General features: G+C 57.8%; 11 protein-coding genes. 9 read left to right on the forward strand and 2 right to left on the reverse strand.

Going from position 1 to position 12,238, the window contains the following annotated elements:
- The first annotated feature begins 112 nt into the window (after positions 1–112).
- The 3 genes from BM190_RS35185 (at position 113) to BM190_RS35195 (ending at position 4,252) form a co-directional block, all read left to right on the forward strand.
- Complete coding sequence (locus BM190_RS35185; protein ID WP_244550835.1) at positions 113–331, forward strand: hypothetical protein; 219 nt, start codon at positions 113–115, stop codon at positions 329–331.
- 1,364 nt (positions 332–1,695) lie between these two features.
- Positions 1,696–2,988 (forward strand): glycoside hydrolase family 28 protein, encoded by a 1,293-nt coding sequence (locus BM190_RS35190; RefSeq protein WP_092262104.1) that lies wholly within the window; start codon positions 1,696–1,698, stop codon positions 2,986–2,988.
- A gap of 259 nt (positions 2,989–3,247) precedes the next feature.
- Positions 3,248–4,252 (forward strand): pectinesterase family protein, encoded by a 1,005-nt coding sequence (locus BM190_RS35195; protein ID WP_092262105.1) that lies wholly within the window; start codon positions 3,248–3,250, stop codon positions 4,250–4,252.
- Positions 4,253–4,960: 708 nt separating this feature from the next.
- Here BM190_RS35195 and BM190_RS35200 read toward each other — a convergent pair.
- On the reverse strand, positions 4,961–5,578 hold the full coding sequence (locus BM190_RS35200; RefSeq protein ID WP_092262106.1) for a J domain-containing protein: 618 nt from the start codon (positions 5,576–5,578) through the stop codon (positions 4,961–4,963).
- 1,305 nt (positions 5,579–6,883) lie between these two features.
- Here BM190_RS35200 and BM190_RS35205 point away from each other — a divergent pair.
- On the forward strand, positions 6,884–8,269 hold the full coding sequence (locus BM190_RS35205; RefSeq protein ID WP_092262107.1) for a hypothetical protein: 1,386 nt from the start codon (positions 6,884–6,886) through the stop codon (positions 8,267–8,269).
- A 10-nt stretch (positions 8,270–8,279) separates the two neighbouring features.
- Entirely contained in the window at positions 8,280–8,639 is a 360-nt protein-coding gene (locus tag BM190_RS35210) for a hypothetical protein (protein WP_092262108.1), read from the forward strand.
- A gap of 382 nt (positions 8,640–9,021) precedes the next feature.
- On the opposite strand, the gene BM190_RS39975 is transcribed toward BM190_RS35210, so the two are convergent.
- Positions 9,022–9,456: a hypothetical protein gene (locus BM190_RS39975; RefSeq protein ID WP_143109146.1), complete on the reverse strand. Its 435-nt coding sequence runs from the start codon at positions 9,454–9,456 to the stop codon at positions 9,022–9,024.
- Positions 9,457–9,617: 161 nt separating this feature from the next.
- Here BM190_RS39975 and BM190_RS35230 point away from each other — a divergent pair, with 161 nt between their 5' ends.
- From BM190_RS35230 to BM190_RS35245, 4 genes are all read left to right on the forward strand, one after another.
- Entirely contained in the window at positions 9,618–9,884 is a 267-nt protein-coding gene (locus tag BM190_RS35230) for a pyocin activator PrtN family protein (RefSeq protein ID WP_092262112.1), read from the forward strand.
- Between the two features lie 217 nt (positions 9,885–10,101).
- Positions 10,102–11,259: a hypothetical protein gene (locus BM190_RS35235; RefSeq protein WP_092262113.1), complete on the forward strand. Its 1,158-nt coding sequence runs from the start codon at positions 10,102–10,104 to the stop codon at positions 11,257–11,259.
- 12 nt (positions 11,260–11,271) lie between these two features.
- Positions 11,272–11,625 carry an STAS-like domain-containing protein gene (locus BM190_RS35240; RefSeq protein WP_092262114.1) on the forward strand — a complete coding sequence of 118 codons (354 nt, stop codon included), beginning with the start codon at positions 11,272–11,274 and terminating at the stop codon, positions 11,623–11,625.
- Between the two features lie 35 nt (positions 11,626–11,660).
- Complete coding sequence (locus tag BM190_RS35245; RefSeq protein ID WP_092262115.1) at positions 11,661–12,215, forward strand: hypothetical protein; 555 nt, start codon at positions 11,661–11,663, stop codon at positions 12,213–12,215.
- Positions 12,216–12,238: the final 23 nt, after the last annotated feature.

A 12,238-nucleotide genomic window follows, 5' to 3' on the forward strand; every position in this document is an offset into this window, starting at 1 on the left:
GTCAGGACAATTGTCTGCGTCACTTTGGTCGTTGTCCCAAGCGCGGGTATCTGCGAGGTGCCGGGCCTGAATTCGTGAAGCTAAGCGGCGGCCTTCAACTCGTACTTTGCAGATGGTCAATGAGCTGATGCAGGATGATTGGGATCCTGAGAAAATAATCAGGCAACAGGACGAGCTCAAGGTCAAGCTGCTTCGCGCCCAATCAGTTGTCGCCGAATGTAAGGCAGGATTGGCGGATCTGGAACGGAAGCTTGAGCGCCGGGCCGTATCATCGTCGATCGGTGAACGCCAGAGCAACTCTGCGGCAAACAATTCAATCCGTAACGAATGATCGCGCAAATACCGAAGCCTCGATGATCCTGTTGATCAGGATGCTGATGCGGCGTTTTCGCCTCGACCATGGGACCGCTGAAAGCTGCCGCCGCACCCACCGCATGATGGTGCGACCCGACGGACGAACTGAGTGGGGGCGCCCTGGCGACAGGCTCGGCGTTTCGGTACGTTGGCGGGCGGCGTTCCAGTAGCACCACAAAGGGCCGCATGCCGCGTCTTGCTAGGGCCCTGTTTGGGGCTGCTCACGCAGATGTCCTGGATCGCATGTTCAAAGAGCTCTCCACCTTGACCAGTTCGGCCGTTTGTCCGTCTTGCAGTCGTTCAAATTACCGGTCGACCTGTCTGAAGACCGGGCGCGAAGCGCGCTCGATGATCGCGATGGTCCGCTATGGCCCTGGGGGCATTGAATGCGAGGCCCGGGTGAGCTGACCGCGCAAGCCGATCATGCCCTCATCCCGCATTGCATGGATGATGATGAGATCTGGCTGACTGTGCCCCGCCGGCGGTCACAATACGATCCGGAAGAGCGCGGGTAAAGCCAGTCTCCTAAATTCCTGCGACGCCAGGAAGAGCGTTCCCGGGCGACTGCGATCCGGTGCCGGCCGTAGCCTCGTCAGGTTCTGGAAAGCTTGCCCGATTACGAACTTAACCGAGTGGGGGACGATCAACAGCTCGCATGGCTTTGTCGAAGATCACGTCGCGTATGATGTCGAGCAGATGTCTCGGGGGCAGCGTCATCATTGCTGGACAATGAACCCAAGCCGGCGGAACCGGATCGACCTGCATAGGACCTCGCAGGCTTGGTAGATGCAGAAGCTTCTGTTATCGCCCGACCACCTCTTGCCTTCGACAACGCTTGGCGCCAGCGGCGATCAATAGTCTATGTCACTAACCCCCGCGGGCTCGACTTCGACCGTGCAGCCGTGAAAGCCGATCCCCCACGTTCGTCCAACCACGTGTCGTTACAAATCTTTTCGCTGAGCCTTCTTGGTGAACGGCAGCTTCGGTGTCAGGTGACCGTAGGCGCTCCTGTCAGTTGTTGCAGTGCGGGTCTTGGATCGAACGTCGATGCGACGGAGTGCCAATTCACGCGTTGTAGATGCCGAAAACCGGGACCTGTTGGACGCTTAATCAGTGTGAGAACGCTGAGAAGCTGTTTGGTTTTTGGACTATCGCACAACGCTTCGTCGTTCTTGCGCACAGCCAAGGTGCTATCGCGCGATCGCAAGGTCCGGGCTTCTGCTGCGTCTTATAAATGTCATCTTGCCCGGGCCATTGACGCGCGCGGCGGCTCGATCCAGCCAGCGCTCATATCAGACAAAGCACGCGGCAACGATGCGCGTGTCAAACACGAGCAGGTCAATGACAAAGCGTTTTCGCAACTGGGCCCTATTGTCCATACTCACCTCCATAGTTGTCTGCTCCGCCGCAAAAGCGCAAGACCGCCGGACTATCACCGAACCTGCTGCACCTCATAAAGTCTGCGATCGCCCTGTGCCTTCCGGCAAGAACGACACAGTTAACCTACAAGACGCGATTCAACATTGCCCCGCTGGCGCTGCAGTTTATCTTGCGCGCGGCGAGTTTCACTCAGGTCCACTCGAGATGAAATCGGGCGTGACCTTATGGATCGGACGCGGTGCGGCGCTGATCGCCATCCCCGAACCAGCTGCTTACGACAAGGGCCGCGGACAGTGTGGTCACATCACGGGTAAGGGCGACGGTTGCCGCCCATTCATCAGCTTTTCCAAAACGCGTGGCGGCGGCATATACGGGGAGGGTGTCATCGATGGTCAGGGCGGCGCAATGATGGTCGGCGGTGCCGAAACCTGGTGGCAGCTGGCCCTCCGGGCGCAAGCCGAGGGCGGCCATCAGAACGCCCCGCGCTTGATCCAGATCGATCATGCGCAGGACATCACGTTCTCTGGCGTCACCTTGCGCAATGCGCCCAATTTTCATGTCGCAATGAACCGGGTCGAAGGTGCCACGTTTTGGGGCGTCACGATCGATGCACCGGCGGATGCCCGCAATACCGATGGCATCGACCCCGGCGCGAGTCAGGATGTGACCATTATCCATAGCTCGATCCGAACGGGAGACGACAACGTCGCGATCAAAGCTGGTGACAATGGCTCAAGCAGCCATATCTCCATCATTGATAATTACTTCGGCTGGGGGCACGGCATGTCGATCGGCAGCGAGGTGAATTCCGGCGCTAGCGACATACTGGTCCGTAATCTGGTGCTGGACGGCACGACGTCTGGCCTGCGCATCAAGAGCGATGTCAGTCGAGGCGGTCTGGTCGAGCGCGTGACCTACGAGAACGTGTGCCTGAGAGGCAACCGGTGGCCGCTGGCATTCGATGCAAAATATGATCCGCGCGCACAAGGCACGAGAATTCCTGTCTATCGCCAGATCGTTCTGCGGCATGTGCGTGGCGAGGATGGCGTGCTGCTGATGCGCGGCGTAGACGAGCAGCATGCCCTTGACGTGACGCTCGAGGATGTCCGGTTTGCAAATTCCGCGACTTGGCAACTCGAACACGCGAAGTTGACCGCAAGCCCCTCTGACGTATCGCCGCTGCCGGGACGAGCCACAGAACCGCTGCGCGGATCGAAGGCCTGTGCCAGAGCATTCCGCGACGCCCGTCGCTAAGTACGACACTCGGCGCTGAACCCGGCTGGTGAATTCCGCATCGGCCGTACCAATCGCTGGTCTGGCAGAATCTCAGCCTCATATCCGGTACTTCGTTGCGGGCCGCCGCCGGGTGTTTGCAGGGCCGCAATGCGAGAGTCACCTGGGGGGTTGGGCTGGGTAGGAAAATGTGTTTGAGCATGCACGGCGGCTATCCCGCGGCGGTCGCTTATATCGACTGCGTCGAACGTGCCGCGAACTCAACGAAGAATGAGATCATATGCGAATTTTCGTGCCTTCCGCTTCGCTTCTGGCCGGATGGTTCTGCATCCCGGCAGCGTACGCTGAGCCACTATTCGTGTCGCATGCCGGAAATGCAGACTATCGCTCCGTGCAGCAAGCCATCGAGGCGTTGCCGGAGGAAGGCGGAAATGTCCGGATCGCGCCGGGCGTCTATCGCGAGAAGGTCAAAATCTCTAAATCCGGTATTCATATCGAAGGCACTGGCAGGAAGCCGGAGGATACGGTCATTGTGTATGGCGACGGCGCGATCAATGTAGGAGGAACCGCGCGTTCGGCGACGCTGGATGCCGCCGGCGATGACTTGCGGCTCGAGAATCTGACGATCCAGAACGATTACGCGCTCAATCCGGCCAATCCCCCCTCGCAGGGGGTAGCGCTGTCCGTTACCGGGGATAGAGACGTCGTTACGCGCGTCCGCCTGCTCGGCGCCCAAGACACGCTATTTGCCGGCAAGGGACCAAACGGCAGAATGTCACGACAATACTTCTCGAACTGCTACATCGAAGGGCATGTCGATTTCATATTTGGCAACGCCAAGGCCTGGTTCCGGCAATGTGAGTTGCACGGCATCGCAAACCAAGCGGTCATCTATACCGCTCAGAGCAAGGCAGCGCCGGATGAGGACAGTGCCTATGTTTTTGATCATTGTAGGCTAACTGCCGACCCTAGTGCAGGCTATATCGCACTTGGCCGCCCTTGGCGTCCCTACGCCACAGTGGTCTTCCTGGCGGCGAAGATAGATGCCCCCGTGATCGCGGAGGGGTGGCGCGAATGGACGCCGGGCAAGACCAACACGTTGAGGACAAGCTATTATGCTGAATACAGATCCTTCGGCATCGGGGCCAACCCCTCAGCCCGCGAGGCTCACTCCCATCAACTGACAGATGGAGAAGCTGCAATATGGTCGCTGAGCGTGTTCTTCGGAGGCGCCACAGATTGGCTGCCAAGGGAACCATATCGGTGGATGGCAAAGCAACGGTGACGAGACGGCGACGATCGTCGGATGAATGACGGGGGAGTGCGGATATGACGCCGGCATGGGCGCGGCAGCGTGGGCTGTCATCCACGTCGCGCTGCGCACCATATTTGTGGGTAATGGAAAGCCTCACCAGACGGTTACTCACGAACAGGGAAACGCGCAACTGCGTGCGATAGCCCAGTGCTTGATGAAGTCGATGCACGATGAAGCGCGATCAAGTTCACAATGGCTGCCTTGCCACGCAGCGATCGGCAGAGCCCTTGAGATTGGTGGGTGGCCGGGCGTTACAGCTCCTAGCTATGTCAGAACTGGCCTTGAGCCCTGCGGCCGATTCCCGGAAGGTTCGTACTTTCGTGTTGCCTCTCGAACAACGGAGGGATCGATCGTGCGTAACTGCTGTGGAGCTTCCAAGGTGGGACGGGCGGTATAGAGATTCAGCCGTCAGGAGTGCAAGGACCGTTTGGTATTTCCACGAACTCAGGCCGATGCAGCCGCCACGTGCGCAGGATCTTGCCGCGTCCCTTTTTCCGGCCCTTCTTCCCGACGGCTGCGCGGAGCCAAACGAACCGGGCATCGTGTCGATTGTCCGCTACGGTCGCCCGAAAGCCACTAGCCAGGGAAGTCAACCCAACCCGCGTAGCCAGAGCGAAGCTCTGGATGGTTCCGTCCTCCAGTTCGCAGTTGTGGCCCGCTGACATGTTCGGGCTAGCTCTAGCGCACCACGGTCTTCAGGTACTGGTAGGCCTTGATGATCTCAACCAGGCGATCCTCCGTGGAGCGGTCGCCGCCATTGGCATCGGGATGGTGCTGCTTGACCAACACCTTGTACTTCGCCTTGACCTCGCCGAGCGTCGCATTGGCATTCAGGCCCATCACCTGCAACGCTTTGAACTGAACATTGAGAATTTTGCGCGCCTCAGGCTTGGCCTTCGCGCGGTGGCGGGCATCGGCGCGTCCGTTTAGCTCCGCGAGCGTGCAGAGGGCATGCCAGTCGTCCTCGAAATTGGCAGTGCTGCCGGTCATTTTGTGTGCGCTGATGTTCTCGCCCATCTTCCAGGTCGGACGGTGGCCCGTTAGCGCGTCCCTCTGGTAACGCGCGACCGCTTCCGCATCCATTCCCGAGAAGAAATTGTAGGACCGATTGTATTGGCGAACATGGTCGATGCAGAAGTTCCAATAGGCGCGCGCATTGTCGCGGCCCTTGGGCGCGGGATGGGTAGCCTTGTTCTGGCAGCCAGGCCATTCGCATAGCGCCGCAGGCTGGCGCTCCTGCGCTTCCTGCTTATTGATGCGAATGGAGTCCAAGATTTCGGATGTATCGTTCAACATGACCTGGCTCCGTTGAAGGAGCGGCAGTTAACAGCGCCGCTTCTATGCTAGAGACTTGGTTTGGACGGCAAGTCGGATCTGACTCGGCCTTTGCGTCCAGTCAGTCGCATGATGTAACAGCCACTTCTTAGCAATGGACATGCCAGGACGAGAGCTTGGTTCAGACCATCATCTCTTTGCGATTCAGATCAGCTCAATCGCAATTCTCTGTCGGGTTCTGCACACAACGTCTTGAATTGGACCGGTGCGAATACTCTCAAAGGTCCCGCGAAGGGCAATGCTCGGCGGTGATCTGCGCAGCGAGGAACGCGACCTGCCACAGCCTACCCAGCAAAGTCTCGAACGATTTGCTGTTGGAGCGCGTGGATTGGCAGACCAGGAGATTGCTCGGGATGTGCAGCAGGCCCAATTGGTACGACCCTGGTCGGTACAAATATCGCCGAAATCAATCGAGGTGCGGACCAGACGGTCACCGCGTCAACGCAAGGTGGTTGCCGCTGCCAGGTACCTGGCTGAGGATAGCAACCGTCTGAAGCTGGAAGGGCAGAGATTCCTGGCCACCCTAGCGGCGGTTTAGCAAAGCTTTGACGCTCCTGAAGAAGCCCTGCTCGAGTGCGTGATGTCCCTTTATCTTGATCGGATGTATTTCCACCGTGATCTCATGTGCGGTGCGGTTGACGCCGAAGAGCCCAATAGGGGCTTAAGATCAGCAGCTGCCGACAATAGTTACTCCATCCCGTGCAAAGCGCCACTTTGCTTGAAAAAGGGCGCACCTGCGAATAGGGATGATTGCCGCTTTTCGTCAGGTCGAAGCCAAAGCTGAATGGGGCGGCAAAACGTTCGCGGCAGCTCCGATCTGTTACTGCGCGACCGCTCGCTCCAGCGGCTTCGATCGAAACAAAGCGTACCTCGGCGGAATGCGTTCAGGTCGCCGTCAGCTCGGCTCGCCTTTCACCTACGAGGGTGGCCAATCGATAGGCCTACAATAAAGTCCCCTGCGGTTGATCTCAGCAAGCAGACTGTCGGCGCGATGTCTCGCCGGAATTCCAACAAGCCGTGTGCCGCCTGACGTGTCCGCCGCCACTTCATCACGAATGAACTCATACATCCGAATAATGAAATGGTCGGAAAGGCCTACGCCGGGCTTATAACGCGGTGGCGCTTGAGCGTGAGGTGCACGCGGCTTCAGTGACGGCCCTTGGGCAGGGCACTGCTGCCGGATTGCACTGAAAGAAACCGGCGAAAATTTAAGAACCAACCATTCGCCACTCATGGTCCCGTCAATCTCAACTCGGCGGGGATGTCATGACTGTTGCGAGCGAAGTAAACCGATCCGGCCCCTATATCGGGAACGGCGTCACTACTATTTTTGCCTATGGGTTCCTCATTCTGAACGAGGCCCATGTAAAGGTCATTCGCACTGAGGCAGGTATCGATACAGTTTTGGAGTTTGGTTCCGACTACACCGTGACAGGTGTTGGCGAGACAGGTGGTGGCTCGATCACGATGATCGCTGCGCCGATCGCCGGCCAGAATATCACGATCGCGCGCAACGTTCCCTTCACGCAAGAGACGGACTTGGAAAACCAAGGGCCGTTCTATGCTCAAACAGTCGAAGTCGCGCTTGATTTCGTCGCCATGCGCGATCAGCAATTGAGCGAACGCCTGGATCGCGCGGTTGTGTTGCAGGCGTCGTCAAGCCCTGCCGACATTACGGCTTTCGTTCTCGCAGTTCAGAATGCCGCTGCGAACGGGCAGGTTGCTATCGATGCACGCGATGCTGCGCTAGCGGCAGCCGCTGCGCTAGGCAATCAGGCGCATCAATACGACACGCGCGCCCAAGCGGCGGGCGCAGTCATTCCTGCCGGCATCAATGTCATCAATACGTATGGTCTTGTGACGGCCGGGGACGGTGGCGGGGCTCAATATGTTCGCGGAGTTGCCGGCGATCCTGGTGCATTTCAGGATGCATCCGGCGCTTACTGGAAGCTCGCCAAGACAATCAACCCCAGGATCGTGACGGCCAACTATACCATTTCGGCCAACGACAACGGCTCCGTTGTAAAAGCCGGCACTGGAGCAACCGGGCTGTTCACGATTGCGCTGCCGTCAGCCGCAAGCCTCTTTGAGGGCTTCACTGTCACCATCAAGAATGGCGAAACGAACAGGGGTAAGGTACTATCTGGATTTCCGTCCGACTTCGGAACAGGCAGCGGCATCCTCTGGCCGCTACAGGCCGGCACGGTCGGCATTGTAGACGGTGCCTGGACGGTGCTGGCAGACCCCGGCCTTTGGACGCCCGGTACGTTTGTATTTTTCAATGTCGATCATGGGCTCGGATCGAACGTCAACAATGACGGCCTAGGGGTAGGTGTCGGCGCGTTCGCGACATATCAGTTCGCAGTCGATACCGCTCTAAGGAATGTCTATTCGCCCAAGCGCAATATCACCATTGCCGGGCCCGCCGCTGGTGAAGTGTTCACAGAGGACGTGGTTATCACGAGCACTTGGGGCGCGACCTCTGGGATTTATCTCAAAGGAACGCCGGCAAATCCTCTAAACACGGCTTGGCAAACTACCGGTCAGGCTCTCGTCGTCCACGATAACGCCTTCGTCCTGATTGATGGCTTCAGGTTGGATGGGATCGGGTCAGGGCGAACTGGCCGACGGCTGGAAAGCTTAGCTTATTGAGACGTTCAATATGGCGTACGGCACTTTCACGAACGGGGTGCATATCGTCACCAATCAGGGTGGGTTCTTCAACTCCGGTGGCGGCACGTACAAAATTCTCGGGAATACCGGCTACCACATCAACGCTGCAGGTGGCAGCGTCAATCTGTTCGGTGCGACCGTGAATATCGCAGCCGGCGTCAGCATGACTTCGTGGCTTATCGGTTCGCTCAACGCGTCGATTTACACGACGGCTACGTACACCGGTTCCGCGCTGCTAGCTGGCACCAAGTATCAGCTATTCACGGGGGCGGTCTTGGAATTGAACGGGACCACGTTACCCGGGCCGACTGCCGGCACGACCGACAGCGGCGCTCAGGTGAAAGCGTGACAAATCCTAAATCAGAAAACGGGGTTGCACCTCGCTCCGGGTGCGGCCCCTGTCTTCGCTTCGATGTCAAAGCAGCTTGGCAGCTCGGTGTCAGGATGACGCTCAAAAAGCGTAGGTGCCACCGACACGCTGATGAGTGCGGCGACGAGAACTGACACGAGCAGATAATAGCCCCGGCTCCATTCTGCGGCGCTGCCCTCGTCCATCACCTTACCTCTGCTAGCTTCCATTGATGTGGCCCTCGCATTGAAATGCTTTAGTGGAGAATAGCTGAACAACTAATGGCTGCAAACTCGCTGCGATAGTCGCAACGGTGTTCCGATAACAGCAACAAGCGATGCGATCTTGCCCACAGTAAGGGGCCAGCCGACTCGATTAAAAATTAGCGGCTCGGCTTGCCCAACTTCTTGGAGGCATCTAACCCCAAATCGACGAGCCGCCGGATCGCCTCCGAGATGTTCGGCAGATCAGGCTGTTGTCGCCTCCAATCGTCGATTTTCTTCACCCAACTGGCAGGGGCCACCATGTTCAGGCGCTTGGTTTCGTCTTCCAACTTCGGGGGCATGTGGACCATCCAAAAGATTTTGATGATTTCTCTTATCACCATCTTGCGTATCGTGTTATCATATGTATGATACAGATCATACGCAGTCAAGCAACCTTGAAAGGATGGATTGTCATGGCGGCCCTTGCTAGCGCTCGCACTCGCGGCGAAGATTATCTGATCTCTAAATTTGGTAAGCTCCAACGCGCCGCGCTCTTTGCGCAGGCGGACATCCGTGCCATTCCCGCAACCGCTCGGGCTGGCGAAGAGCACGAAGCGGTCCTGTGGGCGATAGCGCCCGTGGGAACGCCTCGCGCGAGGGATGCAGCTGCTTGAGCCGTCCACCAGGGCAGGGCTCGTATGATGCAGCGAGCTGCGGCGTGGCTCGACGACGGCAACCTAGATCGCCTTCTGGAGCCCACGGAGATTGCGGCGTGAACACCGCATTCCTACTTATGGCGCAGTACAACGGCGCGGCCATCATTCCGCTGGAAATGGTGTGCCGCGACTACTTCCAGCACTTGACGCCGAACGAATTTGCGCGGAAGGCTACGAACGGAAGGCTCAACATCCCGGTTGTCCGGATCGAGGGCAGCGCGAAAGCGACGCGCGGCGTGCATCTCGTCGACCTCGCCCGCTGGATTGACGAGCGGCACGCGGCGGCCCGGAAGGAATGCGATCAGCTACAGGGGCGGCGGTGAGAAAGCTTGCTCCTAACGATAGCAAGCCCGGCCAGCGCCGGGTTTTATTCTGAGACGCTGTGTTGACGATCTCACCCGTCATTTAAAGTCGGAAAAAAACCTTCTCGCTTGACGGGAATCTGGGTAATAGCACCCTATCGGCGGATGGGGTAATTAACGAGTGAAGCGGCTATCAGCACGGCAAAAGGCCCGGTTGCTCTGGAAGTCCCGGCACGCCATGCAGCGCCGAAACATACTTAAGAAGAAGGCCAGGCAACGGGTTCTTGGGGAGCAGCCTGCGGACGGCATACAGCGCGAGCAAAGGCTGGGGCTGCATCAGGTCGCGCTGTACCGGAAGGGCACGGTGAGCTCAGGAGTGTCCTGGAGCAGCGTGGCGATGCCCGAAAATTTTTGTCTGATCGAAAATTACGAGGAGGTGTCGCAGTTTCTTGCGCTGCTTCGCCGCAGGCTCGACACCCAAGGCCAACGCCTTAACCGAATGAGGGTAGAAGGTAAGAAGATCGTTCAGAGCAACCGCCTTCAGAGCTACATTGACTTCGCGACATTGAAACATATCAGTCCCGTCACCGCGCTGGTCCTTGCGTCCGAATATGATCGGGCGATTGCAGTTTTTGGCGTCAATGAATTGCTGCGCGCTGTGAATCTGCATTTGTGGGAGCCTGAGGTGCTCGCCACTCTAAAAGACGTGGGCTTTCTAAATCTGCTGGGAGTTGAAGATCCACGATCGAAGCTGGAAGAGCGGAACGGCATCTACACCATCCCGTTCATTGCCGGTAGTAAAGTTCGTGGTGAAAAGATCGAGGGACTGATCAAAGCGTTGGGAGAACTTGCAGGTTCGTCTGGGGTCGCAGATGGCGAGACCTTGCTTGGACATTCGCGGGTATACGATGGCTTAGGGGAGGCGATCCAAAACGTCCAGGATCACGCCTATCCCGTCTGGCTGGCGGATCCCAGCTTAGCCAAGAAGTGGTGGATGACCGGCGCGGTCGAGCCTAATAAGAAACGGTTTACCATCGCCATTTACGATCATGGAATATCGATCCCAGTGAGTCTGCCGCGTTGGACCAAGTACGACGAATTTCGTGCTAACGTTGCTAAAACGGTCGGCGGGGAGTATAATCCTACCGACACCCCCCATAGAGACGGCGAAACTATCGCTAAGGCGATGGAACTTGGTCACTCATCGACTGGAAAAGACTACCACGGCAAGGGATTGCCCGTGATACGGGACATCATAGATAACTGCCGAAGCGGCACGGTGCGGATCATCAGCCGCAATGGTACCTACACCTGCACTGCCGGAGAAGAACCCAAGCACGCGTCCCACGCGTCGCCCTTGCGAGGAACCTTGGTCGAGTGGGAAATGTTGTTGTGACGGGCGAAAGAGATGACGACCGTGATTGACATTGGAAGAGATTTTTCGCGCACTCCGGGCGGACGCCTGATCAGCGATGGGCCGTTCAGTGGCCAGCTGTTTAGGGATCGTACGCTTGCGCCTGCATTGAAGGATGCCGTGGCGCGTGGTGAAAAGGTGACGGTCGTTTTGGATGGCCCACGCGGCTATCTTTCGTCTTTCCTAGAAGAGGCTTTTGGCGGACTTGTCCGCTTCAGGGTGTTCGATCAGAAGCAACTTAGCGGGGCCCTGGAGATCGTGGCCCGTGATCCCTTCTACGAGCCATACAAGCGCCTAGCCCTGCGATATATCTCCGAGGCAAAGCCCAGCGCCATCGCCGCAGGCTGAAAATTAGCGATCTCGAAAAAATTCTGATCACCGCTGTGGTCGCGCTTGGTTTCGCGCTGCTGCAGCAGCTTTGGAAAAATCGTAGAGACGCCTACAATGCCCGTGTTGACGAGTTCTGTAAGCTGATCTTTGAAGCGGCCGATCAGGCCGCTGAGTATTGGATTACGAAGAAGCCATCCAAGGTGGCGAAGCCGGCACCGGAGCTCAAGGCGAAGCTTGCACTCGCGGAAAGCAAGCTCGAAGGTTACCAGCTTAAGGTGAACTTCTTTCAGGTTCTGATCCGAGAGCGCTCGTGGACCTCCAAGCACGATCAGATCGTTGCCAACGTCGCGGATTTTCTGGACGCTATGACGGGCGGAGAGTTCGGCGCGGAGGTAAGGCAGCCCGATCCGACGCGGGTTCGTCTGGTCTACACGACAGCTGCCGAACTAGTGGCCACCTTGAGATCAACGATGCCGAGATTCAGCAAGTTTGAAATGCTGACAGGCGCTTTGCTTGCCTTGGCGTTTGCGTACCTTGTGCTGCACTCCTTAGGTTTAGATGTCTCGCGATTTTTCGCACCGGCTCCACGGGGCTTACCGTCCAGTTGAAACGTCGGAAGCCGAGAACTTGC

This window comes from Bradyrhizobium sp. Rc3b (assembly GCF_900114915.1).
Lineage (GTDB): Bacteria > Pseudomonadota > Alphaproteobacteria > Rhizobiales > Xanthobacteraceae > Bradyrhizobium.

What these genes read in the sequence shown, in the direction of transcription:
- BM190_RS35185 (WP_244550835.1), top strand. Translation starts at nt 113, where the DNA reads ATGGTCAATGAGCTGATGCAGGATGATTGGGATCCTGAGAAAATAATC.
- BM190_RS35190 (WP_092262104.1), top strand. Translation starts at nt 1,696, where the DNA reads ATGACAAAGCGTTTTCGCAACTGGGCCCTATTGTCCATACTCACCTCC.
- BM190_RS35195 (WP_092262105.1), top strand. Translation starts at nt 3,248, where the DNA reads ATGCGAATTTTCGTGCCTTCCGCTTCGCTTCTGGCCGGATGGTTCTGC.
- BM190_RS35200 (WP_092262106.1), bottom strand. Translation starts at nt 5,578, where the DNA reads ATGTTGAACGATACATCCGAAATCTTGGACTCCATTCGCATCAATAAG.
- BM190_RS35205 (WP_092262107.1), top strand. Translation starts at nt 6,884, where the DNA reads ATGACTGTTGCGAGCGAAGTAAACCGATCCGGCCCCTATATCGGGAAC.
- BM190_RS35210 (WP_092262108.1), top strand. Translation starts at nt 8,280, where the DNA reads ATGGCGTACGGCACTTTCACGAACGGGGTGCATATCGTCACCAATCAG.
- BM190_RS35235 (WP_092262113.1), top strand. Translation starts at nt 10,102, where the DNA reads ATGCAGCGCCGAAACATACTTAAGAAGAAGGCCAGGCAACGGGTTCTT.
- BM190_RS35240 (WP_092262114.1), top strand. Translation starts at nt 11,272, where the DNA reads ATGACGACCGTGATTGACATTGGAAGAGATTTTTCGCGCACTCCGGGC.